This window comes from Kistimonas ophiarachnellae (genome assembly GCF_057552235.1).
Window position 1 is genome coordinate 100,189 of record NZ_BAAJPA010000009.1, and the last position, 24,514, is coordinate 124,702.

General features: G+C 51.7%; 22 protein-coding genes. 9 read left to right on the plus strand and 13 right to left on the minus strand.

Annotated elements, in window-relative coordinates:
* The first annotated feature begins 177 nt into the window (after positions 1 to 177).
* Together AC27K1_RS12840 and AC27K1_RS12845 are read left to right on the plus strand one after the other, a co-directional pair.
* The gene (locus AC27K1_RS12840; protein WP_487151044.1) at positions 178 to 1,437 is read left to right on the plus strand and encodes a 6-phosphofructokinase; all 1,260 of its coding nucleotides are present in this window, start codon (positions 178 to 180) and stop codon (positions 1,435 to 1,437) included.
* A 61-nt stretch (positions 1,438 to 1,498) separates the two neighbouring features.
* The gene (locus AC27K1_RS12845; RefSeq protein WP_487151046.1) at positions 1,499 to 1,969 is read left to right on the plus strand and encodes a methylglyoxal synthase; all 471 of its coding nucleotides are present in this window, start codon (positions 1,499 to 1,501) and stop codon (positions 1,967 to 1,969) included.
* 2 nt (positions 1,970 to 1,971) lie between these two features.
* Here AC27K1_RS12845 and AC27K1_RS12850 read toward each other — a convergent pair whose 3' ends face one another.
* Together AC27K1_RS12850 and AC27K1_RS12855 are read right to left on the minus strand one after the other, a co-directional pair.
* On the minus strand, positions 1,972 to 2,481 hold the full coding sequence (locus tag AC27K1_RS12850) for a threonine/serine exporter family protein (RefSeq protein ID WP_487151048.1): 510 nt from the start codon (positions 2,479 to 2,481) through the stop codon (positions 1,972 to 1,974).
* Positions 2,478 to 3,263 carry a threonine/serine exporter family protein gene (locus AC27K1_RS12855; protein WP_487151050.1) on the minus strand — a complete coding sequence of 262 codons (786 nt, stop codon included), beginning with the start codon at positions 3,261 to 3,263 and terminating at the stop codon, positions 2,478 to 2,480. The genes AC27K1_RS12850 and AC27K1_RS12855 overlap by 4 nt, the downstream gene beginning before the upstream one ends.
* Before the next feature lie 197 nt (positions 3,264 to 3,460).
* On the opposite strand from AC27K1_RS12855, the gene AC27K1_RS12860 reads away from it, so the two are divergent.
* On the plus strand, positions 3,461 to 4,243 hold the full coding sequence (locus AC27K1_RS12860; protein WP_487151052.1) for a ParA family protein: 783 nt from the start codon (positions 3,461 to 3,463) through the stop codon (positions 4,241 to 4,243).
* Between the two features lie 92 nt (positions 4,244 to 4,335).
* Here AC27K1_RS12860 and AC27K1_RS12865 read toward each other — a convergent pair whose 3' ends face one another.
* The 10 genes from AC27K1_RS12865 to AC27K1_RS12910 all read right to left on the minus strand — a co-directional run bounded on the left by AC27K1_RS12865 (position 4,336) and on the right by AC27K1_RS12910 (position 14,559).
* A complete protein-coding gene (locus AC27K1_RS12865; protein WP_487151054.1) occupies positions 4,336 to 4,797 on the minus strand; it encodes a hypothetical protein in 462 nt (153 codons plus the stop codon).
* 555 nt (positions 4,798 to 5,352) lie between these two features.
* On the minus strand, positions 5,353 to 5,880 hold the full coding sequence (locus AC27K1_RS12870) for a hypothetical protein (RefSeq protein ID WP_487151055.1): 528 nt from the start codon (positions 5,878 to 5,880) through the stop codon (positions 5,353 to 5,355).
* Positions 5,881 to 6,309: 429 nt separating this feature from the next.
* The gene (locus AC27K1_RS12875; RefSeq protein ID WP_487151056.1) at positions 6,310 to 6,900 is read right to left on the minus strand and encodes a DNA-3-methyladenine glycosylase I; all 591 of its coding nucleotides are present in this window, start codon (positions 6,898 to 6,900) and stop codon (positions 6,310 to 6,312) included.
* A 128-nt stretch (positions 6,901 to 7,028) separates the two neighbouring features.
* A complete protein-coding gene (hrpB, locus tag AC27K1_RS12880) occupies positions 7,029 to 9,575 on the minus strand; it encodes an ATP-dependent helicase HrpB (protein WP_487151057.1) in 2,547 nt (848 codons plus the stop codon).
* 13 nt (positions 9,576 to 9,588) lie between these two features.
* Positions 9,589 to 10,848: a tetratricopeptide repeat protein gene (locus tag AC27K1_RS12885; RefSeq protein ID WP_487151059.1), complete on the minus strand. Its 1,260-nt coding sequence runs from the start codon at positions 10,846 to 10,848 to the stop codon at positions 9,589 to 9,591.
* Positions 10,845 to 11,471, minus strand: a complete 627-nt coding sequence (locus AC27K1_RS12890; RefSeq protein WP_487151060.1) for an energy transducer TonB — start codon at positions 11,469 to 11,471, stop codon at positions 10,845 to 10,847. Before AC27K1_RS12890 ends, AC27K1_RS12885 begins: the two co-directional genes overlap by 4 nt.
* A complete protein-coding gene (locus tag AC27K1_RS12895) occupies positions 11,468 to 11,878 on the minus strand; it encodes an ExbD/TolR family protein (protein ID WP_487151062.1) in 411 nt (136 codons plus the stop codon). Before AC27K1_RS12895 ends, AC27K1_RS12890 begins: the two co-directional genes overlap by 4 nt.
* Positions 11,879 to 11,882: 4 nt before the next feature.
* On the minus strand, positions 11,883 to 12,431 hold the full coding sequence (locus AC27K1_RS12900) for a MotA/TolQ/ExbB proton channel family protein (protein ID WP_487151064.1): 549 nt from the start codon (positions 12,429 to 12,431) through the stop codon (positions 11,883 to 11,885).
* A complete protein-coding gene (locus tag AC27K1_RS12905; protein ID WP_487151066.1) occupies positions 12,425 to 13,780 on the minus strand; it encodes a MotA/TolQ/ExbB proton channel family protein in 1,356 nt (451 codons plus the stop codon). Before AC27K1_RS12905 ends, AC27K1_RS12900 begins: the two co-directional genes overlap by 7 nt.
* A complete protein-coding gene (locus AC27K1_RS12910) occupies positions 13,777 to 14,559 on the minus strand; it encodes a DUF3450 family protein (RefSeq protein ID WP_487151068.1) in 783 nt (260 codons plus the stop codon). The genes AC27K1_RS12905 and AC27K1_RS12910 overlap by 4 nt, the downstream gene beginning before the upstream one ends.
* A gap of 263 nt (positions 14,560 to 14,822) precedes the next feature.
* Between AC27K1_RS12910 and AC27K1_RS12915 the strand changes: the two genes are divergently transcribed.
* Entirely contained in the window at positions 14,823 to 15,503 is a 681-nt protein-coding gene (locus tag AC27K1_RS12915) for an OmpW/AlkL family protein (RefSeq protein WP_487151070.1), read from the plus strand.
* Positions 15,504 to 15,584: 81 nt separating this feature from the next.
* Here AC27K1_RS12915 and AC27K1_RS12920 read toward each other — a convergent pair whose 3' ends face one another.
* Positions 15,585 to 16,466, minus strand: a complete 882-nt coding sequence (locus AC27K1_RS12920) for an SDR family oxidoreductase (protein WP_487151071.1) — start codon at positions 16,464 to 16,466, stop codon at positions 15,585 to 15,587.
* A 194-nt stretch (positions 16,467 to 16,660) separates the two neighbouring features.
* On the opposite strand from AC27K1_RS12920, the gene AC27K1_RS12925 reads away from it, so the two are divergent.
* The 5 genes from AC27K1_RS12925 to rlmH all read left to right on the plus strand — a co-directional run bounded on the left by AC27K1_RS12925 (position 16,661) and on the right by rlmH (position 24,505).
* Entirely contained in the window at positions 16,661 to 20,410 is a 3,750-nt protein-coding gene (locus AC27K1_RS12925) for a PAS domain S-box protein (RefSeq protein WP_487151072.1), read from the plus strand.
* 71 nt (positions 20,411 to 20,481) lie between these two features.
* The gene (locus tag AC27K1_RS12930; RefSeq protein WP_487151074.1) at positions 20,482 to 22,059 is read left to right on the plus strand and encodes an ATP-binding response regulator; all 1,578 of its coding nucleotides are present in this window, start codon (positions 20,482 to 20,484) and stop codon (positions 22,057 to 22,059) included.
* Between the two features lie 279 nt (positions 22,060 to 22,338).
* Positions 22,339 to 23,577: a glutamate-5-semialdehyde dehydrogenase gene (locus tag AC27K1_RS12935; RefSeq protein ID WP_487151207.1), complete on the plus strand. Its 1,239-nt coding sequence runs from the start codon at positions 22,339 to 22,341 to the stop codon at positions 23,575 to 23,577.
* A gap of 116 nt (positions 23,578 to 23,693) precedes the next feature.
* Positions 23,694 to 24,038 (plus strand): ribosome silencing factor, encoded by a 345-nt coding sequence (gene rsfS, locus AC27K1_RS12940; RefSeq protein WP_487151075.1) that lies wholly within the window; start codon positions 23,694 to 23,696, stop codon positions 24,036 to 24,038.
* The gene (gene rlmH, locus AC27K1_RS12945) at positions 24,038 to 24,505 is read left to right on the plus strand and encodes a 23S rRNA (pseudouridine(1915)-N(3))-methyltransferase RlmH (RefSeq protein ID WP_395181249.1); all 468 of its coding nucleotides are present in this window, start codon (positions 24,038 to 24,040) and stop codon (positions 24,503 to 24,505) included. The genes rsfS and rlmH overlap by 1 nt, the downstream gene beginning before the upstream one ends.
* Positions 24,506 to 24,514: the final 9 nt, after the last annotated feature.

Below are 24,514 nucleotides of genomic sequence, written 5' to 3' on the forward strand. Positions count from 1 at the left end.
TGTTGTCAAATGTCGCAAAGCCGGCGCCTGGCAGATCAGGCATGGCTATTCAGCACGATTCGGGTGATCACTTTGGCTCAGACACGGATTTCCAGTATGATTGCCACGCCATAATTGAGCCCTTGCAGCATGGTCTGCTGCCCAACAGGATAGACACAAGTAACAGGAGCGTCCTGGATGTCCGTCAGAAATGCCTTTTATGCCCAGTCCGGAGGGGTCACTGCTGTTATTAATGCCAGTGCCTGTGGTGTCCTTGAAACCGCCCGACAGTACCCGGATCAGATCGGTAAGGTGTTTGCCGGTCGCAATGGCATTCTGGGAGCCCTCCAGGAAGAGTTGATTGATACCAGCCTTGAGTCTATCGATGCCATTGCCGGCCTGCGTCACACACCCGGTGGCGCTTTCGGTTCCTGTCGCTACAAGTTATCCACGCCAGAGAATAAACCCGCGGAATACCAACGCCTGATTGAGGTCTTCAAGGCGCATAATATTGGCTATTTCTTCTATAACGGGGGCGGGGATTCCATGGATACTGCCCATAAGGTTTCCCTGTACAGTCAGGAGATGGGTTATCCCATTACCTGTATCGGTATTCCCAAGACCGTGGATAACGACCTTCCGGCAACTGATAACTGCCCCGGTTTCGGTTCTGTCGCCAAATATATTGCGACATCGGTTAAGGAAGCTTCACTGGATATTGAATCCATGCATGAAACCTCTACCAAGGTATTCATTATGGAAGTCATGGGGCGTCATGCAGGCTGGATCACCGCTGCGGCGGCGCTGGCAATGGATCATGAAAATGATCCGCCCCATATGCTGTTGTTTCCGGAAATTGAGTTCTGTCGGGAAACGTTCCTGGCCCGGGTCGAGCAAACCGTGGAAGATCACGGTTACTGTGTGATTGTCGCTTCTGAAGGCACACACTATGGGGATGGGACTTTCCTGTCCGCCTCTCGCTCCACGGACGCTTTTGGTCACGTACAGCTTGGCGGTACTGCACCGATTCTGGCGCGGATGGTAAAGGATTCCCTGGGCTACAAATATCACTGGGCCGTCGTGGATTATCTGCAGCGTGCCGCCCGTCACATGGCTTCTGCCGTGGATGTGGAGCAGGCTTATGCTGTCGGCGCCGCGGCCGTTGAGTATGCCATGAAGGGCAAGAATGGCATTATGCCAACCATCGTCCGGGGTGAAGGTACTGAATACACCTGGTCCATTGGTGAAGCGCCACTGGAAATGGTGGCCAACGTGGAAATGAAAATGCCGCGCCATTTTATCAGTGAAGACGGTCTGCATATCACTGAAGAGTGTCGACGTTACCTTGAGCCTCTGATCATGGGAGAAGACTATCCTCCCTTCAAGAATGGCGTGCCAGTCCATACCCGCTTGAACAGGGTTTGTGTCGAAAAGAAACTGCCACCCTTTAATGTTTGAAATGACTAAGGCTGCCATCAGGCAGCCTTTTTCGTATAGGCCCGTTTTTTGAGTGAATACCATGCACTACAAAACTGTGATCATGCCCGAGTGCCGGCATGTTGCGCTGGTTGCACATGACAACAAAAAAGCTGATCTTTTGGTGTGGTGTAAACGACACAAGGTACAACTGGCAGCGCACCACCTTTACGCGACAGGAACCACGGGAGAGTTATTGAATCATCAGCTTGGATTAAAGGTTCATCCTCTCATGAGCGGTCCACTGGGTGGGGATCAGCAGATTGGTGCCATGATTGCCGAGTCAAGGCTGGATACCTTGATCTTCTTCTGGGACCCGCTGTCTTCCCAGCCTCATGATCCCGATGTTAAGGCATTGTTGCGGTTGGCAGCCGTCTGGAATATTCCGGTGGCCTGCAATGCGTCCTCTGCAGATTTCATTATTTCATCACCGCTATTCAACCAGCCATTTGAACGTCTGGTACCGGATTATGAGGCGTATCAACGGGAACGAGCCTTATCCTCAGATACGTGAGCTTATACCGGCGGGCTGTCAGATTTTTTGGCCGACAGCCAGCGAATCTCGCGGATACTCCTTCCCCGCAGCAACAGGTTGGGTATGGAAACGCCAATGGCCAGTACAACCAGGATAAAGCCGGTTGCTAACCCATTGTTAACCGTTTTTATAAGCACATCGAGCGTGGCGCCATTGTCTGCTATTTGCATCAGGCCAATCATGGTTTTATAAGCATAAGTGCCGGGCACCATAGGGATGACAGCGGGCATTGAATAAACGACAGCTGGAGAGTGGATGAAATAAGAGAGAACCATGCTGCCAACACCAATGGTACATGAGGCCAACAGGGTTCCCGGAACAATCCCGCCTCCATGGGCCAGCCAGGCAACGCGCAGGCAATAGCCGAGAGCTCCCAGCAGGGCTACCAGCCATAGCGAGCGGTGCGGTACATGAAAGAGTACAGCGAATCCGGTAGCCGTGGCGGCTGACCAGAAGGCGGCTTCCAAAAATGCTTCTATGCCAGGCATCATGGTTGTCCGAGTCCTTGCATGTTCAGGGCGACCAGCATGCCAAGTGCTATCGCGAAGGCTATAACCGTCCCCATGATGCCCCGGGCTACGCCAACCAGGATATGGCCATTGATCTGATCGATAACGGCATTAATCAGTGGTGCGCCTGGCACCAGGAAAAGCACGGAAGTGGCTATGGCCAGGTGAGGGGATTTTCCTATTTCCAGGTGGACACCCAGCCCACTGATTGCGACTGCCATAAATGCAGAGCACGCGATGACCAGAAAGATGTTGAATCCCCATTGCTGAAGGGTATGTCGTGTGACAAGGGCGGCCATGGTGGCGACAGCGGTGGTCACCATAACGAGCGCATCTGCGCCAAAAAGTCGGGCCAGGCTGGCACAGGCCAGTGATACCAGCGCAACTATCAAGGGAAAGGGATAAGCAGGGCTTTCTTTCAGTTGATAGACTTCTTCCCTGATCTCATCAATGGACAGTCGTTCTTCCAGTGCCCGCCAGCTCAGTCGGCTGATCCCGACCAGGACACTTAACTTTATCCCGTGGGTCTCGACGCGACGAAACAGGGTGATGGTGTGCTGCTGATTTTGCAGGGTGAGCGTCACGCCAGAAAAAGAAAAAAACAGTTCAGGTTCATAACCGAGCGCACGGGCAAACCGCTTTACATCGCGATTAACCCGCTCTGTATGTGCGCCGCACCGTAGCTGTAAAATCGCAATATCAAGTAACAGGTTGGCGGTTTCTCGTGGAGGAGCGAACGGTTCCGTCTCGGTGATTGGCAGCATGGCTGGAACACGACATCTGTTGATTGTTGTTGGTTGAGTTGGCTCTATCGTAGTTTGTTTGGTATCGGTGGCAATACGTAGTGCTACCGGGCAGAGGGTTGCCGTTTTTCGTCGCGATAGCCATCAACTATTGAATTGCGGGTGGATGACGGTTACCGTCATGCCATGGCCATGCCCGATCATCAGGGGGAAACGACATGCGGCGGGTGGTATTTAATCAGAAAGGTGGTGTGGGTAAATCCAGTATTGTCTGTAACCTCGCTGCAATCAGTGCCAGTGAAGGCTTGAAGACCCTGGTTGTTGACCTGGATCCACAGGGGAATGCAACGCATTATCTGCTGGGCTATGGTCCGGAAGCACTGAAAAATACCGTTGCTGATCTGTTTGAACAGACGCTCTCTTTCAATCTTTTTACCAAAGAACCTTCGGAGTTTGTTCACCACACGCCGTTTGATAACCTGGATGTTATGCCGGCCAGTCAAAAGCTGGAAGAACTGCAACATAAACTGGAAAGTAAGCATAAAATTTATAAATTGCGTGATGCGCTTAAAACGCTGTCGGGAAAATATGATCGTATCTATATAGACACGGCTCCAGCATTGAATTTTTATACCCGCTCCGCTTTGATTGCCGCTGAAGGGTGCTTGATTCCTTTTGATTGTGATGCTTTTTCGAGACAGGCACTTTTTGGTGTTTTGGCTGAGATTCAAGAGTTGAAAGAAGACCATAATCAGAAACTGGCTGTGGAGGGGATTATTGTCAATCAGTTTCAGCCACAGGCAAAATTACCACTACAGCTTATTGATGAATTGCTTCAGGAAGATTTTCCCGTTTTGCCGACTTACCTGAACCAGTCCGTGAAAATGCGTGAGTCACATCATGCTTGCATGCCACTGATATTTTTTGCTCCTGGCCATAAATTATCGCAGCAGTATGTAGCCTTGCATGATCGTATAGAAAATCTATCACTGGCAGTCTGAATATAAATACAACATGTATTGTGACGATTCGTATGGTAATACTGAATCCTGCGAATCGTCACAACACGTTATGTTGCACAGTATCTAAATGGCTATGGATCAGGGCAGCCTGCGGGGCTGAGTGTGTTGTACAGTCTTTTGATTTCAAGCGCCTCTCCAGCAACAATTTCAATGCTTGGACTGACAGCGCTACCCCCCATTTGAATATGCCCAAAGGTAGGCTCTTTGACTCTGAAATAGTAACAGTTGACGCCATTACCTCGAACAGCCACTAAAATGCTTGAGTCCACCGGCAGGAAGGATTTCCAGAAATCGCCGACGTAATAGCGGCCATAATCGTCCAGGGCACCTGTTTCGCTGTTACGGGTCAATATCCAGGACACAAAGGCTGTACCAGATATGAGCTCGATAGAAATCTCGGCCCGATCATCAAAATTTGCCGATACCTTGTATTGGTGTTCATTCGTTTCATTAAAGTTTCCCTCGCTGGCATATGCAAAAAGAGTGGGGATCAGTGAGAAAAAATAGAATAGAAATGTTCGGGCTGTTTTCATAGTACATCTCACTTAAGTTTTGGGATTGAAATACCCGCGGCATGTGTTCACACAATAGCTTTCAGCATTCATGCTATGTCATATAAATACACAGACACTGAATGAAGCTCTCACAATGCTGCTATAGCCAATGTGTCCCATGTTCATATCATTGGCTTGATGCAGGAGTGTAGGTGATGCCTTTAATATTGCCAGATTGTGTTAACAAATTCTGTGCAAAGATTTAAAAAAGCAGGCTTTGTACTTGTGTGTTAGGAAAAAATGTGTATAACGATGTAAAATATCGGCAGAGAAAAATGAGTGTGCCAGTTTTATGGTGCTGCTAATAGATACTTTGCTTGTGATGGTTTTTATGAAAAGAAAGGCGTACGACGTTTATCTCAGATCACATGTTGCCAATTGTTTATTGATTTTTTAACGAATCGAAATCGTCTGGCATTATCTTTTTAACAATGTATAAACAACAAGGTGAAGTAATAAAACCTATTCAAAAAGAACAAGCCGCACGTTTGTGCGGCTTGTTCTACATGTTACGCTATGGCTTCTTTCCTGCTACTACGGATCAGGACAACCATGGACTGAGTGCGTCGTATAAAAATCGTCTTCAATTATCGCGTCGCCACCAACATACTCATATTTGGAATGATCTGAAGTACCCCAGAATTCAAGATGTGCATAGGTAGCGTTGACGACTGTGAAGAAGCGACAGTGTTTGCCTGCCCCCAATACCGTGATTTTAAATTTTGAACCGACCGGCAAGAATGTGTGCCAGTGTGAATTGACGTAGAAAGTTCCAAAATTCTGGAGAACGCCAGTATCATGGTTATGTGCGTAAATATAAGCCAAGTAAGCCGTACCAGGTAAAAACTTGACTGATACTTCAGCCAGTTCAGGTTTTCCACTGGCATCCGGACTACTGATATATTCCGGTTCACTGATCAAATCTGGTATGGTGATCTCGGCTTTTCGTTCCTCGAAATAGGTATTATAGGCATTCTTTTCAACCGGCTTATCATGGGCATATGAAAACAAGGCCATAAGCAGCGAGAAAAAAAATAATGGATATAGTCGGACTATCTTCATGGTACTTCTCACCCAAGTATCAGTATTAACACAAAGTCCATTGCACTTGCCCAAGCCGCTTGCTCTCTATATTCAAGCTATACGAGAAATGGCTAAGCGAGGATATAGCAAGCAGTCTGCTGGTTTAGTCGATATGCTGAAGTGCATACGAAATCGACTTGATGCTGGAGTGTAGGTGATGTTGTTGATATTGCCAGACTGTGCGATAAAATTTGGGAAATTATTTTATGGCTGTTTTGATGTCTGCCGACACAAAAAGATATTCTCTTTTCTGGTCATGTCATACGATTATATTGGTAATTGTGGCAAGGAAGAAAATGATCCTATATCATACATTCAAGCGCTTTTGAACAGTGTTGTTTGTTCTGTAGATCCGGGATCTTTAGGCATTCTAGAATAACGTTAAGCGAGTACTTTCGGATTGGATGCTCATTCTGACTGTTTGAGTTCACGCCTGCAATCACCATGGTATAAAAAGCAGGATAGAGTATGATCATTTACCATTCCAATCGATTGCATATAAGCATAACAAATTGTAGGCCCAATAAAGCTGAACTTATACTTCTTCAATTCTTTGCTCATTATTTCAGACTCGGCTGAGATAACCGGAACATCTGCCTGAGTATCCCAGTGATTGAGTTTAGGTTTGTGGTCAACGAACTTCCATATGAATTCGTTAAATGAGCCATATTTCTCAATTATTTTGAGAAACGCGTGAGCATTGTTAATCGCTGACAGTATTTTCATCCGGTTACGAATGATGTTTTTATCCGTCATCAGTGTTTCAATTTTTTCCTGATCATAGCGAACCATCTTTTCAGCATCAAAATTATCAAACGCTGAGCGATAGCCTTCGCGTTTTTTTAAAATCGTCAGCCAGTTGAGACCTGCCTGGGCACCTTCCAGGATCAGTAACTCAAACAGCGTGCGATCATCATGCACAGGGCGACCCCATTCGTGGTCGTGGTAATGCTGATACAGTGGGTCGGCAGTGCACCATTCGCAGCGTGGTTTGTTCATTTGCGATAGCCGATCGTTGAGGATGGTGCACAGTTAATAGTAAGTGACATCATGAGGTCAAGCGTTGCAGGCAGAAGAACCTGTGAAATCAGCCCTTCTGTTGCATGGCTGTTGGCAGTGACTATTGCTTACTTGTCAGGTCTGACTCGATGTGTGGCTATGGCCGTGAAAGGATCATCTGGCCAATAGTGTTTGGGGTAACGCCCTTTCAAGTCTTTTTTGACATCATGATAGGTTGTTTTCCAGAAACTCTTCAGATCCCGGGTTGTCTGTACCGGGCGCATGGCCGGTGACAGCAGCTCAATGGTAATGGGCAGTTTGCCAGAACAGATCACAGGCGTTTCCAGCAAACCAAACAACTCCTGAAGTTTGACGGATAACCTCGGTTCGACCGGATTACTGTAGTCAATGCGGATGTGTGAACCGCTCGGGACTTTGAGCCGTTCCGGCGCTTCTTTCTCCAGTTGCTGTTGGGCTGGCCAGTCCAGCTGGGTTTTCAGACAGGTAACAAGATCCAGTTTTTTGAGATGGTCAAACCGGGTCATACCGATAAGAAAAGGCGCAAGCCAGTCTTCCAGTGACAGGAGTAAGGCTGCTTCTGTGACGTCAGGCCAATCGGTCTCAAATTGTGCAATGCAGCTTATCCTTGCCCGGAGCTGTTCGCTTTCCTGCGCCCAGGGTAAGACTTTAAGGCCTGATTGTCGTATACCGTCAATCAGTGCTGTGCAGATGACCTCTGCGGGGGGCGATGCCAGGGGCTGACGTACCAGTACTATTGCACCAAAGCGGGTTTCCCGGTTGGCGACAACACTTTTGGTGGATTTATCCCAGTGGATACTATCGTTCGTTTCAAGACGATCCGGATACAGTTCAGTAATGTGTTCAGGTTGAATTTCACAGGCAAGGAATGCAGTCGCATTACTCTGTTTCCGCTGGCCACCCAATGTGGGAACGACAAGGTATTCAGCCGCGGACAACGGGTCATGATCTGGCACGGCGACACCCTGACCTGCACTGAGAAGAAACTGTCCGGCCTGCGCTCTGCGGCGAGCAATTCGATCCGGATAGGCGCAGGCTAATAATGTGGATATCGCATCGGTCTTGTAGGCGACCGGCTTTCCGGCCTGCAGACGTCGGGCCCATCGGTCAGTCAGTTTTTGAAGGTATTTGGCTGCGGCTTTATCAATGCAGAGACCCGGGACGGATTCGCCATCCAGTAATGCCAGTCTCAACCGGATATCCAGCGGACGCTCCGAGGCATAGCCGCGAACCGGATCTTTTTCCGTTAACAGGACACACAATTGCGCTGCCAGATAATCCAGTCCCTGTTGGCGTGCGGTTAACACCATATGGGCCAGGCGAGGATGCAATCCCGTTTCCGCCATGGCCCGACCGTGTTGTGTGATTAACCAGCGATGCTGTTTGTATTCGACTGCCCCCAGAGCTTCCAGCAATTGGCAGCCCTGCTCAACGGCGGCTTTTGGCGGAGGTGTTACCCAGTCCGGTTCATCGCAATCTGACATGCCCCAGTTCAGCAGCTCCAGAACAACCGGCGCCAGATCGGCTTCTGTAATCTCCGGTGGTGAAAACGCCGAGAGTTGCTGATGTTCCTGTTCTGTCCACAGACGGTAGCATTGGCCGGATGTCAGGCGTCCGGCGCGACCTTTGCGTTGGTCAGCGCTCGCTTTTGATACCCGGGTGGTATCCAGGCGCGTCATGCCGGTACGGGGATCAAAGCGGGGTAGACGCATCAATCCGGCATCGACGACCAGGCGGATGCCCTCAATGGTCAGGCTGGTTTCCGCGATGGCGCTGGCCAGTACAATTTTGCGACGGCCGGTAGGAGAAGGTAGTATGGCCTGATCCTGTTCAGTCTGGGAAAGACTGCCATGCAATGGATAGACATCAATGCCGTCAGGTAATCCCCGGTTCTGGAGACCGTCAGCCACATGTCTGATTTCGGTGTAACCGGGTAAAAAAGCCAGCAAATTACCTTCTTCTTCCTGTATCACCTGACGAATGGTATTTACCATGTTGTCACAGATAGCACGGATATCGCCGGGCGGGAGTGGACGCTCACTATAGTGCACCGTTACCGGATAACTGCGACCTTCGCTGTTAATAACGGGGCAAACGAGCAATTCAGCCAGCCCGGGAGTATCCAGCGTGGCGGACATGACCAGCAGCTTCAGGGGATCATCCGGTTCGCGGTAACCCTGTTGGGATTGCAGCGCCAGCGCCAGTCCGAGATCTGCCTGCAGGGAGCGCTCATGGAATTCGTCAAAGATGACCAGGCTGACACCACTGAGCGCCGGGTCATCCTGCAGCATACGTGTGAGTATTCCCTCGGTAATGACTTCAATCCGGGTTTCACGGCTGATTTTGCTGTCCAGCTGCATGCGATAGCCAACGGTTTTTCCTACCGGTTCATTCAGAAGCTGGGCCATGCGGGATGCCGCCGCGCGGGTGGCCAGTCGGCGAGGTTCCAGTACCAGTATCTTGCCATCTCCTCGCCAGCCAGCATTCAGCAGATAGAGTGGCGCCAGTGTCGTTTTACCAGCGCCGGTTGGCGCCTTTAACAACAGACGGTCATGCAGGGAGAGTACGTTGGCAATATCGGGCAGAACCTCGGTCACGGGCAGTGACGGCAAGGTGGTGAAAGCGGTGTTGCTCATCAGAAAATTGTTGTCAGTCGTTCGGTTGGCCGTTGGATTGGGAAAGCCACGTCAGCCACTGTTGGGCATCATTTTGAACGGTCTCCCAATCTGTGGCGGACTGGAAAGCCCGGGTGGCCTCACTGATATTATCACTTTTGAGATGGAGATAGCCCAGTAACAGCCAGGCTTTTCCTGAGTCTTTCAGTCCGCCTTTATCAATGGCCCTGGCGAGGCTGTCTGTAGCGCCTTGCCAATCATGAATGAGTATCTGCAGTTCGGCCTGCCGTTGCCAGGGCTGGCCGGTTTCGGCATGTTCTCCGGCTTTTGCGAAGGCCTGGATAGCCTGGTCGGTTTCCCTGGCGCTGAGCCAGAGTTCCCCCAGCTGTTCCCAGTGTTGTGCATGATCCGCAATTGTGCCGTTCTTCAGAGCACTGGCAAGATGTCCGGCGGCTTGGGCGGGCTGGCCTGTGCTTTGTCGCAGCCAGGTCATCTGGCCGATATCAGACAGTCGAGTCAGAAGATGATGTGATGCCCCTGTTTCCATGGTCGCAAGTGCTTCATCGGTTTTATCAAGCATGAGGTAAAGGCTGGCCAGTTGACGCCAGTAACGGGCACGGTTTGGATGAATATCCAGCAGGGTTTTAACGGTGGCAATGCTGTCCTCATAAGCCTCCAGTTGAAACTGAATGCTGAGTAATAATTCATGCCAGGCTGCAGGTGGTTGCCGATGAAGAGCGATGGCCTTTGTCATGGTTGGCAGGGCTTCGGCATAGCGTTCTTTGGACACCAGGGCCGATGCCAGCATCATCCAGGGCAGGGGATTGCTGACAGACAGTTGTTCGTTATTCAGCAGTGGTGTTAGGCGCTCGATGACCATGTCCACCTTGCCCTGTTGCAGCCACGCCTGGGCAAGGGAGGTTTCCAGGGTGATGCGCAGATCATCCGGCAGTGTGTAGTTATCCAGCAATTCAAGGATGTGGTTGCTGGTGGTCGTATAGTCGCCGCGCAGCATGGCAATCTGGGTCAGGGTGCGAAGCACCATCGCCCGTTTCTGGGAACCGGGCCTGGTTTGTTCCAGCAGGACTTCCGCATCCATCTGGGCCTTTTGGTAACGTCCGGCCGTGATGAAGAGCTGAATATCAGCCAGTAACTGTTGCAGAGCCTTTCCGGCATGGGCTTCGGGTGCGTTCAGGAATAGTGCAGGTATCAGCAGGAAATAGAACGAAAGTGCCCGAGCGACGGGGACGCGCTTAATCAAGGCTAATGCCTGAAAATTGCCGGAGATACTCATTGCAGCTGAAACCTGATGGTTCGTTCTGCCCGTTGCGGAACCGCTTTGCCATTGACCATGCGAGGCCTGAAACGGTATTCACGGACCGCCTTGATCGCAGCCTGCTCAAAGACGCCTTTGGGTTTGGCTTCGACGACCCGGATATCATCAACGGTTCCCTGTTCTGTGACGGTAAAACGTAATTTCACCCAGCCACTTTGATCTTGATTGACGGCCTGGCGCGGATAGTCCGGATCCAGACTGGCCAGAGGCAGGGCATCGGGGTTGATGGTGGGGGTATTGCTTCCGGATTTTCCGGCTAAACCCGGTGCTTCGAGAGAGCTCAACAGGGACCGGGCATCCGGTGGCGCAAAAAGACTGCCACTGATGCCTGAACGCAAGCTGCTGGCTGCGCTGAAAGAAGGAGTGAATCCTGGACGTGGGAGGCTGTCTGGTACTTTTTTCAGATGACTTTCAGGACGGTTATTATCGGTTGCCGTTCCTGCCAGCGCTTCGTTCACCTTTGGAGCACGAACCGAAACAGTTTGATAGCCACTGTTCTCCGGTCTTTCCGGTTCTACCATCCATTGCATGACAACAAACAGCAGCAAGGTAATGGATAGACCGGCCAGTACATGGATCATGGCGCATGTCCTGGTTTTGCCGCCAGCGTAATATCATCAAACCCTGCCTGACGAACAATATCGATAACTTGAATTAACAGACCACCGGGTGCCTTACGATCGGAATCAATAATGATGGCTGTGCCGGGCAGGAGGCGTTTAATCAGGTAGCTTTTTAAGTTTGTCGGTTCGATGCTATCGCCATCAATATGAATCGTGGCTGCGTCTGTCAGGCTGATGGTTGTCGCTTGTCCCTGGATAGGTTGTGCCGTTACAGCCTCCTGACGCTCCAGTGTAATGCCTGACTGCTGGATAAAGGTGGCCGTGGTGATAAAGAAAATCAGCATGATAAAGACCACATCCAGCATCGGTGTCATATCAATGCCGGTGTCTTCTGCTTCTGTTGCGATATGGCGTCGGGCACGCATCCTTTTATCCCCCGTTGGCCGAACGAAGGTCGGTATCAGATTCTGACAGCGTGAGTGCATCCGCCAGTCGGTGCTGGCGGCGCTCTGCGAGACGCAGGCACCAGGTGTAGGCATAGACACCCACAATGGTGACCAGAATGCCGGCCAGGGTTGGTAAGGTGATCCGTGACAGACTTTCCAGCAACATTGGGCCTACGGTTAGACCGTGATATCCCATGCGTTCAAACAGTGAGATCATGCCGGTAACCGTGCCCAGTAATCCGGTCAGGGGACAGATGGCGATCAAACCTTTAATGACAGGAAAGCCGGCTTCCATGAAGGTCTGTTCACGGGCCAGCAGTGTTTCACGCACTTTCTGTGCATGCCAGGATGAGCGATCTGTTCGGGATCGCCAGAGCGTAATAATCTTCCGGTGACGTTTTCGCCAGTGCCAGGCCAGATAAGTAAATCGCTCGGATAGCAGGGTTAGTATGATGCTGGTCAGTCCGAAGACGATCCATAGTACCCAGCCACCCCGGGTGAGATAGTCGAGAATGGGCAGCGGAATCAGCATGCCTTTTTCTCCAGGTGCTCGGCCATTAACCCGGCGGCCTGACGATCCAACAGAAGCACCAACTGACGACTGCGATTAGTCAGGAATGCATGGCCCAGCAGCAGTGGGATGGCAACCATCAGGCCTATGGCTGTTGTGATCAATGCCTGGGATATCCCGACGGCCATCAGGTGTTGCCCTGCATTGCCGGACATGCCCTGGAAGGTACGAATCATACCGGTAATGGTACCCAGCAGGCCTAGCATGGGAGCAATAGCTGCCATCAGTTTGATCGCGCTTTGCCAGCTTTCCAGACGAGGTATTTCCGCCATGATGGCCTCATCAAGACGAAGTTCCAGATTTTCTGTCGATCCCTGTTGACGGTGTTTTTCCCAAGCCAGCAATACCCTGCCCAGGGCATTGCTGCGGCTGAGATCATCCATGCGCACCTGTTGTTGCTGTATACGACGACTTTCGCGCATCAGGCTCAGGTAGCGAATGATGAGCAATCCTGCACCGAAAGAGCCAAGTGCGATGATCAGCCAGGCAATAAAGCCGCCCTGGTCAATCCGCTCAATGAGGGAGGGGCTGGTTTCCAGTTGTTCGAGCAGTCGTCCACGGCCCGGATCAATGGCCATCAATGCCATGGGTTCATGGGAACGTTCAAAACCTTCTGCTTCGATACGAATATTGAAGCGGGGTTGTTTGACGGGAATGCCAAGCTGTCTGGTTTCAGGATAATAACGTAGAAAGTTACCGTTACTGACAGCCGTAAAGGGGCCAATAAAGGTGACAGGGGCAGTGATGGGATCGCCAGTACTTCGTGTAATGGTGGTTGTTGAACGGGTAATACGGCTACTGTCCGCCAGAGTGGTGTTGAGGTCTTCCCAGTATTGATAAAGCTGTTCGCGGGAAGGTACGTTGCGGTTCAGTGCCAGCTGGTTGATACGCTCTGAGCGATCAGCGTTGAATGCAGGAAGAACAGAATGATTGAAGCTGCGACTCAGTCGCCCGGCTTCGTCTTTTATGCCTTCCGTTAACAATCGACTTTCGTGTAGCAATGCCTGCTGTTCCTGCTCCAGTTCAGCTAGTGTTTCCTTGTCTTTTGCCAGTGATTGTTTGAGGTTGTTGTTTTTTTTCTGTAAAGCGGCAAATGTCTGTTGAGCCTCTTTAAGCAGCGCTTTTTGTTGCTGGTGTGCGTTCAGGAATTTTTGTTCCCGTTCACTATTTCGTGCGAGTTCCTTTTTTCGAGCCTCCTTAACAGAGGCAACCAGCTCATCCAGTGGTGTGCTGGTATTGGGTGTTTGAGCGACACTGGACTGTACAGTTAAGGCAAGCAGAGCACTGGTCAGAATCAGGAGAGGTTTCATACATCACCCTCCGGTTGAGAACGATGTGTCGGTAACGGAAGGACAAGCCAGCCTGTCGGTTCCTGCTTGGCCGCCACCCTGATCGCACGTGACAATTTGTGACGATCTTCCATGGGCAAGGTGGACCAGGTTTCTGTTGATCTATCCCAAATACCGCCTTCCTCGCCATCCGGCGTCAGGTAATACAGGGCAATATGACCGAGTCGTAAAAAGGTGACCTGTCGGTCATCGGGCAGTTTGCCGGTCCAGTGCTGAATATGGAGTCCCTGTTCCGCTGTTTCCCGGAGTTGGCGTACCAGTGCAAGATAGTTTTCCACCGGTGTCTGGTCAGCGTCGTTCAACAGTTCACCCAGAAACCGGTGTTCCTGCTCACGGCGATTGCCCTGGAAGGGAAGGTCCAGGTCAATAAAACGGCCATAGGTTTCATGAATCTGTTGGTTCAGGGATGGCAGTGTCGCCAGCAGCTGTGTTGTTTTCTGGATGTCAGCTTCCAGCGTGGCGCGCTTTTGAGCCATTTTCTGGCGCTGACTTTCCAAGTGATGATTTTCATCACGGAGGGTGTCAATGGCTTCCTGCAGCGACTGGTACTCTGACAGCATGCGCCGGGTTTCATCATCAAGATGATTGATGGCCTGTTGGGATTGGGCTGATCGCTGCAGGGTGTCTTTCTGCAGGTCGATGGCATCCTCCAGCGAGGCGGGATCGGCGGCGATGAGTCTTGCTGGTAGTGAAGAAGCCAGTAAGACAAAGGTGATAGCGATTCTGACAATAGCTGGCATTGTTATTGTTTATTCTGATGAATGCGATATAGGCTAAGGCCTGTCTATTATGCTGCTCCGCAGACTGCTGGTGCAAGAAGACTGTTCACTGGCGGGATAAGGTTTGATTTGTTGAGCCAGATCAAAAGACCTTCGGTTTATACGGATTATCATGGATAGACAATAAGTATCTTGCCGGTGCTTCATGGTTGAAGGGGTTGGCAGATGAACAACAAGTCATAAGGAATTGTTAGGGGGTTACTATGAAACTGGAGGGGACTTCTGTGAAAAAATTGCCTGTTGCTGCTGCGGTAATGGCTGTCGTTGCTGCGTTGTCCGGTCCTGTCATGGCTTATCAGGCCGGCGATGTGATTGTCCGTGCCGGTGCTGCAACTGTTGATCCGGATGTTGATAGCGGTGTGTTAAAAGCGAATGGCGCCAGTGCAACACCAGCCAATCCAACCACTGTTGATGTTGATGCAAACACCCAGCTTGGTCTGTCAATGACCTATATGCTGGATGACAAGTTTGGTATTGAATTGCTGGCCGCAACACCATTCCAGCATACCATCAAGGCGAAAGGTGGGCTGGCAAGTCTGGGCAATCTGGCGGATGTGAAGCACCTGCCCCCGACCTTGACTCTGCAATATTATCCCATGGAGAGTTCTTCTGCTTTCCAGCCTTATGTCGGTCTGGGTTTGAACTACACCACATTCTTTGATGAAGAGTTTAAAGGCTCCAATAAAGCCACTTTCAGGGGGCTGGAGTTAAAAGATTCCTGGGGGCTGGCGGCACAGTTAGGCGCGGATTACCGTATCAACGAAAACTGGAGTGTTAACGCTGCTGTCTGGTATGTGGATATTGATACCGAAGCCAAATTCAAAGATACATCAGGCAATAAGTACAAGATTGACGTAGAACTTGATCCCATGGTTTACATGGTTGGCGTTGCCTACAACTTCTAAACATTTCATAGCGCTTGATACAGTGCAGGCGGTAGTCTGCACTGTTCTTTCTCCGGTATAAATTCTTGCTATTTTTAAACGTCATTCTTCCTTGCTAGTGACGTAAATGTCCCTGACCAGTCGTGCTACACCACTGCGCCAGGATTTGCTGTGAATACCAAAAGTATTACGCAAATGGGTCGTGTCGAGACAGGCGTTAACGGTTTTTCCGTTGCTGGATGAATCAGGAAACAGCTCTGTCGTGTTGGCAGGGAAGTCACGGTACTGCGATGCTTCTGCAAGAATAACTTCCGCCAGAGATTCTTCGTCCACGGTTTCCGCCGCATTGTAGTGATAGGTTCCCCAGACCTGCGCATCACAGTCAATTTGTCGCATGATAGCCAGAATGACCCGTGCTACATCATCAGCCGGCGTCGGTCGTCCGCGGCTGTTGGCGGAAGCGATGACGGGTTCACCCTGGGTCAGGCTGTTGAGAATACTGGTCAGGCGGTTGCGCCCCTGGGGGCTGATAACCCACGACAGGCGAAGAATGACATGGCGCGAGCAGCGTTCCCTGATCTGCTGTTCGCCCTGCCAGAAACTGCCGCCCAGTACGCCAGAAGGGTTAGGGATGTCCTTGATGGTATAGACCTCCTGCTTCATGCCATCAAAGACCCGCCAGGATGAAATCTGAATCAGAACGGATTTGTATTGGTCGCACACTTTGGCCAGTGCGGCCGGGGCGTCACGGTTCAGGGCAAAGCAGCGAGAGGGTTCGGTTTCCGCCCGTGCAGGATTCCTGTGACCAGCGGTATTGACGACAATTGTCGGTCGATATTCGGCAATCACTTCCTCAATTTGGCGGGGATCGGTCAGATCAAGTTGGTCACGTCCCGGGGCGTAGTGAGGGATGCCGGCTCCCTTCAATAATGCCCGGAGTTCATAACCGATCTGTCCATTACCGCCTATGATAAGAACCTTCATCTGTACTTTTCCTGGAAACGCTGTGCTGATTCACTGGCTGATACCGGTATTGTGACAGCCCGGCTATGAACGACAACTGTTATCAATACGGTGATGGTGGGGCGGCTACGAAGTATTACTTATTCAGCCATTTGCCGGAGTCACGTTACCTTAGCGGGTCTTACCTGATAACCCCTTCTCGAAGAACGTAAACTGTGACCTCCACGATACGGCAGAAAATCATACTTTTTACGGTGGTGCCTGTCACCGTCATCTATAACCTGCTGTTCGGAATAAACCTGTATCAATCCGTGCAACGTTCGTCTCAGGCGCTGGAAAACCAGATGGCCGAAGCCGCCTGGCGTTACGCGGTGGGGTTTGATAACTACCTCATGGAAGCATCGCAGGTGGCGCGTTCGCTGGCCGGATTCATCGAGATCCGTCCGGAACTTGAAGATGCGCATCTGTACCGCCTGGTTTCGAACAGCGTGTCAGATAACCCGGTACTGATTAGCGCGACACTGGTTTTTCTGCCGGGAACCCGCAATGGCAACCAGTCTCTGTTTGCGCCGACAGCCTGGCGCAGTGACGATACGGTCCTGTTTCGGGACCAGGGACAGGATGGTGGTTTCATTCCCTGTGTTGAGCGGTGGCTGGCTGAAAAGCTTTACATGAATCAACAGTGGTGTCCGCCGGACCAGGATCCTAATCACGTTGATTTGATTTCCACCTACCTTGAACCGTTTTACCGGGATGGCAAGCTCATCGGCATGGTTGCGGTGAAAGTGAACCTTGGCAAGCTGGATGAAGTAGGCTCCAGGGATGCACAGTCTGAAATGGATTTCCTGGTGGTCGCCCAGGATGGCACTTACATCTATGCGCCTTTCGAGATTGATAAGGGGGAAAACCTCTTCGATACGGCCAGACGTTTCAACAGTCCGGATTACATTAAGTTTGCCGACATGATGACCGGTGACCAGCCGGGCAAGATGCGGTTGAAGATCGATGGTGAAAACCACTGGCTTTTTTATGCGCCGATACGGGCAGCAGGGTGGATGCTGTCAGCGTCTGTGCCGCGTTCGCGGGCGCTGGCTGATTTGCGCTCCCATGCTGTCACCCAGGCGGTGATTCTGCTGATATCCCTGGTGTTGATTTTTGCTTCTGTCTGGTTTATTTCAGGTCGTATTTCTCGCCCTATTCGACAACTGGAACGCGCTGTACGTCGGGTAGCATCCGGTGATTTGAATGCCAGTGTTCACATTCCCAACCGTGATGAAACCGGAAGTCTTGCCCGTTATTTTTCAGAAATGACAGGGCAGCTGGCGCTGCGGGAAGAAGCCCTGCGTGCCTCCAAGAACTTTGCGATTGACAGCATCGTGCAGGGGTTGAAAGGGCGCTATTTCTATTTCAGCCATGATCGTGATGGCAATATCACGGCGACGAGCCCTTCGGTCACAGATGTGCTTGGTTTCACGGTTGAAGAGTATTGCCAGCATTTTACCGCGCATCAGACCAGCAAAAAATCGAACCGTATCTCATTGACCATCACAGACCAGGTGCTGACGACAGGCCAGGCCAATGGTTATGAAGTGGAGATGTTCGATAACCAGGGGCGTCGACGGTATATCGAAGTGTTCAAGGTACCGATGTATGAGCCAGATGGCAGTATCAGTGGTATAGAAGGTCTGGCTCACGACATTACCGAGCGGGTCAGTGATACGGAAAAATTCCGGGGGCTGCTGGAGTCGGCGCCGGATGCCATGGTGATTACGGATATTGAAGGACAGATTCGGATTGTCAACGAACGGGCTGAAACCCTGTTCGAGCAGGAGCGGGATGAACTGATCGGTCAATCCGTTGCCTGCCTGTTTCCGGACCATGACCCGTCTGGCACCTTCCCGCTGCTGATGACGCCACCGGAGCTGCGGACAACACTGAAAATCAGTCATGGACGTGAAGGTGTCTGCCGACGTGCATCCGGTGAAGATTTCCCCGTGGAATATACACTCAGCCCACTGGAAACCGGCGACGAGGTTCTCTTTTCAGTCTCTGTGCGGGATATCACGGACCGTAAACAGGCTGAGGCCGCGTTGCGATTGAGTGAGGCGCGGTTCCGCCGTCTGGTGGAAGGCCTGCAGCAGGAGTATTTCTTTTATTCGCTCAATCCCGATGGCAGCTATATCTATGTCACCGATTCCGTGGAGCGCATCCTCGGGTATCGCCCGGTGGATTTCATGAAGCATTCCCATGACTATCTGTATGACGATGCCGAGCGTGCCTGGGTTCAGGACAACACCCGCCGGGTTGCCGCCGGCCAGGTCCAGCCCAGCTATGAAATCAAGATTTATCGCGGCAATGGTGAGGTCAGCGTTCTGGAAGTGCTGGAAGTGCCCGCCTTTGGCAGTGACGGCAAGGTCATGGCCGTGGAAGGTATTGCCCGGGACCGCACCAGCGACAAACAGGCCCAGGTGGAACTTCGCCGGGCCCGTGACGCTGCCGAGGCGGCCAGTCATGCCAAGAGTCTCTTCCTGTCCAACATGAGTCATGAATTGCGCACACCACTCAATGGCGTACTGGGTTATACACAGGTGATGTTACGGGACAAACAGCTCAGTCCACAGCATCGCCGTAGCCTCGTGGCGATTGAGGACTGCGGTCAGCACCTGTTGACGTTGATTAACGATATTCTTGATCTTGCCAAGATTGAAGCAGGCGGCCTTGAAGTCATTACGGAGCCGGTGGATCTGTATCGCCTGGTCTTGTCGGTACACCAGATGCTGTATCAGCGGGCATTGAACAAAGGCATTCAGTTCAAACTGAACCTGGGTGGCCAGAGTATCAAGCACGTTGAATTTGATCCGGATAACCTGGAGACGACGCTGCCCCGCATGATCTGGCTCGATAGCACGCGTCTGCGCCAGGTACTGATCAACCTGGCGGGTAATGCCATCAAATACACGCGATCCGGCCAGGTGCTGCTGTCTGTGTCGTTTGAACGGCAAGCTGAATCATCCGGTGAACGCCTGTGTTTCCGGGTTGAAGATACCGGTATTGGTATCGATAAAGAGTATCTCGACAATATCTTTGAGCCTTTCCGTCAGACAGAAGGGGGACGTCAGGCGGGCGGAACGGGTCTTGGGCTTGCCATCAGTCGCCGCCTGGTGGAAATCATGGGTGGGCAAATTGGCGTGGAAAGCACCCTGGGCGCCGGCAGTTGTTTTTATTTTGACCTGCCACTGGTCCGCTGTAATGACGAGGTGAAGGTACTGGAAACGGGCGCTGCATCCGATGATGGCTACTGTCGTAAAATTTTGGCGCCGGGCCAGCAGGTGAAGGTGCTGGTTGTTGATGATAATGCCGTCAACCGGGATATTCTGGTCACGCTATTGCAGAGTTCAGGTTTTACTGTCCGGCAGGCGGAGAATGGTCTGGTTGCACTGCAGTGCGCGCAGCAAGAAGCATTTGATGCCATTTTGATGGATCTGCGTATGCCGGTCATGGATGGTTTCGATGCGGCCAACGCGATTCGTTCCCTTGAAGGGGCAAGCGTCCCGGCAATTATTGCTGTCACGGCCAGTGTTTACAGTGAGTTGCGTGAAAAAGTGCATTTGCATGGGTTTACTGATTTTATTGGCAAGCCATTTCGCGCCGATGAGATTTTTGACACGCTGCAGAAACACCTGGGGCTGCAGTACAGCAGTGATTGTGAATCATCGACGGTCCTGCCTGACCTGCCGGTACTGACGCCCGAGATTGCGGCGGACTTTGCCAATGCGCTGGAAAATGCCATGGAAATGGGCGATATCGATGCGATTCGGGGGTTGGCTCACCATTATGCCGTGATGCCGGGTATCGAGCCCTGGGGAGAGCGACTGGACACATTGTGCGACAGCTTTGCCGTAGGGCAGCTGGAAACGCTATTAATGAGTCTCCGTCGGCAGGCCCAGGATGTAGAGGTGGCCTGACAAAAATACGAACCATGGTTGGCGTTGGCGAAGAACCGGCGTATGGTGCACGGTTTCGACATGGCAGCAGTATGAGTGATGGTATGAGGCAGTTAGCACCACTGGCGGCGGACCACGAAGAAGAGAAAATCCTGTTGGTCGATGATAATCCGACCAACCTGCAGGTGTTGCTGCAGACTCTCAGTGGACGCGGCTACAAGCTACTGATCGCCAAGAATGGCGACAATGCCCTGAAAATTGTCCACAAGGTACGGCCGGCGCTGGTGTTGCTGGATATCATGATGCCGGGTATTGACGGCTATGAGGTCTGTAAGCGCCTGAAGGATGATCCGGCAACTTCGGGGGTGACGGTGATTTTTCTTTCTGCCCTGGATGATACCCGTGACAAGGTCAGGGGGCTGGAAACCGGTGCAGTGGATTACATTGCCAAGCCGTTCCAGGCCGAGGAAGTCATTGCCAGGGTGGAAACCCACCTTAAAATTCACCGGCTGGAACAGGCGCTGGCCCGCAGGAATCGCCAGCTGGAAGCTGAGAATGAACACATCCTTGAATCCATGCGGGAAGGGATTGTCGGGATTAATGGCCACGGAAAGATTACGTTTGCCAACCCGGCAGCCAGCCGGATCACAGGTTGGGAGTCGACAGAGTTAATTGGCGCTGACGCTCATGGCTTGTTGATGCCCCGTTGTGCCGACGCCGCCATTCGTCCCCGTGAAGAGACCGCGCTTTATACGACGTTGACAGAAAATATCATTCAAACCGTGGAAGATGACGTGTTCTGGCGGCGGGATGAAACCAGCTTCCCGGTGGATTATTCCTGTACGCCTTTTATGCGGGATGGTGACGCGGATGGTGCTGTGATCGTTTTCCGGGATATCACCGAGAAAAAACGGCATCAGGATGCACTGCAGGATGCGCTGAACGAATTGCAGGAGCAGAAGGACAAGCTGATGCATATGTCCCGTTTGAGCAGCATGGGGGAAATGGCATCGGGGTTTGCCCATGAAGTGAACCAGCCGCTGACGGCGATTAATAATTATGCCCAGGTTTGCCAGCGCCTGATGCAACGTGACCCTATCAATATGGAATCACTGCGTGATGGTCTGGAAAAAATCGGCGTTCAGGCACGGCGAGCCGGCGATATCATTGCTCGCATTCGCAGTTTTGTGAAAAAACCTGACCACTGCCTCCAGGTCGTGGACTGTAACCGTCTGGTGCAGGATGTCGTAAAGCTGGCGGAAGTTGACGCACGACACAATGGCATGGAAATCCACCTGGAGCTTGCACAAGACCTGCCCGCTATCAAGGTTGATCCGGTACAGATTCAGCAGGTAGCGCTTAATCTGGTCAGGAACGGTATGGAAGCCATGCGGGATATGCCCAGTAAGGATGTCGGCCTTTGGGTGCGTACTGAACGGGTGGATCGTGAGTATGTCCGTATTTCTGTCATTGATAGGGGCTATGGCCTGGCAGATGATGCGGAAGAAAAATTGTTCACCCCGTTTTATACAACCAAGGATGATGGCATGGGGATTGGGCTATCGGTTTGTCACAGTATTATCCAGACCCATGGTGGTACGCTGAATTTTATCCGTAATCCTGAGGGCGGAACCACATTCTGGTTTACGGTTCCGGTGGCAGAAATTTAATTACAACCCTCTGCAACTGTATGTATTCGGTTTAATCCACGATGTAACAAGGCATACCGCATTTAAAAAGCAGTATGCCTTGCTTCAGTATCAGAAAAATAAGACGCAGTGGATTGATCGCTCACAAAATCAGTCAGCTATGGCGCTGTCAGGCGGACAAGTTATAATCGCCCGATACCTGAACAACAAAGTGAACAGTCAGGCGCCGGTTGAATGCATCAATCGCGACCGACACTGTCATGATGGAGGCGAACCTTGTCCGGAGATGTGAAAGCCTATATGCAGCGTCTGGGGCAGCAGGCCCGGGCTGCGGCGACGGTGGTCGCCAGTGCCGATGCTGGGCAGAAGAATGCCGCGCTGCTGAAGATTGCTGCTGTTCTGGACGCTTCCCGAGCGCAGATCCATCAGGCAAACCAGAAAGATCTGGAAAACGGTCGTCAGAATGGTCTGAATGACGCCATGCTGGATCGGCTGGCGCTGACGTCTGATCGTGTTGATAACATGATGGAAGGCCTGAAACAGGTGGCGGCGTTACCGGATCCTGTGGGTAATATTTCGGATCTGCATTATGTGCCCAGCGGTATCCAGATTGGCAAGATGCGGGTGCCGCTCGGTGTGATCGGCATTATTTATGAATCTCGTCCTAATGTGACCGTTGAGGCTGCCAGCCTCTGCCTTAAGTCCGGTAATGCCACTATATTGCGAGGTGGCAGCGAAGCGATCCACTCCAATCAGGCCATTGCCTGCTGTATTCGTGAAGGTCTGGAATCGGCAGGATTGCCAGTGGATGTCGTTCAGGTTCTTGATATTACCGATCGCGAAGCGGTGGGTGAGCTTATTACCATGCCGGAATACGTGGATGTTATCGTTCCCCGTGGCGGTAAGGGCCTGATCGAAAGAATCAGCCGGGATGCCCGGGTTACGGTGATCAAGCATCTTGACGGCATTTGTCACGTTTATATTGATGATCGTGCTGATCCGGACAAGGCTGAGCGGATTGCCGTCAACGCCAAGACCCATCGCTATGGTACTTGTAACACCATGGAAACCCTTCTGGTGCACAAGGATATTGCCGGTGGAGTCCTGCCTGTGTTGGCCAATGCCTACGCCGAAAAGGGCGTTGAGTTGCGCGGTTGTCCACGTACCCGATCCATTATTCCATCAGCTATTGAAGCGACGGAAGATGACTGGAGTACGGAATATCTTGCCCCGGTGCTGTCTATTAAAGTCGTGGATCGGATGGAAGATGCGATCACGCATATCAACCATTATGGCTCTCACCACACCGATGCGATTGTGACAGAAGATTTCTCCCGGGCACGCAAGTTCCTGCGGGAAGTGGATTCCAGTTCTGTTATGGTGAATGCGTCTACCCGTTTTGCGGATGGTTTTGAGTATGGCCTGGGCGCTGAAATTGGCATCTCAACTGACAAGATTCATGCGCGTGGCCCTGTCGGTCTGGAAGGGCTGACATCGGAAAAATACGTTGTTCTGGGTGATGGTCACATCAGGCAGTAAGCCTTTGTCAGTGTGCCATTACGACGAATTGTCGTATGAATACGGCTTTATGACCTGAGTGTCCCTGATACACTCAGGTCATTTTTCATTCTCCAAACGAGGATTTTGTTGCTTACATGGGTTCTGAACAACTGAGAGATCTGGTGGTTGACGCCATCGAAGAGATGAAAGGCAATGATATCAAGGTGTTGGACGTGCGTGGTCTGACCAGCGTGACCGATTTCATGATTATTGCCTCCGGTACGTCCAACCGTCATGTGAAGTCTCTCGCAGATAACGTGGTGGAACGCTGCAAGGAAAACCAGATTCGTCCGATTGGCGTGGAAGGCGACGACAAGGCAGAGTGGGTACTGGTTGACCTTGGCGATACCGTGGTGCATCTCATGCTGCCGGCGACCCGCCAGTTCTATGATATCGAACGCCTGTGGGAATCTGCCCCTGAAGCGATTGCAACGCCCTGATGCGTATCCGTCTGATTGCCGTCGGCCAGAAGATGCCCGGCTGGGTGACCGAGGGCTATAACGAATACGCCCGACGCCTGCCAGCCGACTTTTCCCTGGAACTCCGTGAAATCCCGCTGGGTAAACGTACCCGTGGGGCGGATATTGCCCGGATGCAGCGCAAGGAAGGCGATCAGATGCTGGCGGCCATTGATCCCCGTGACAAGGTGATTGCCATGGAAGTGAATGGCAAAAACTGGTCAACGGAGAAGCTGGCCGACCAGCTGGGCGGCTGGCATGATTTGGGAGAGAATGTCAGCCTGCTGGTGGGTGGCCCGGAAGGTATGTTGCCTGAAGTGTCAGCCCGCGCGGACCTGCGCTGGTCCCTGTCTTCACTGACTCTGCCACATCCGCTGGTACGGGTTCTGATCGCAGAACAGTTGTACCGGGCATGGAGCATCCTTAATAATCATCCTTATCACCGCTGACAGTTCACG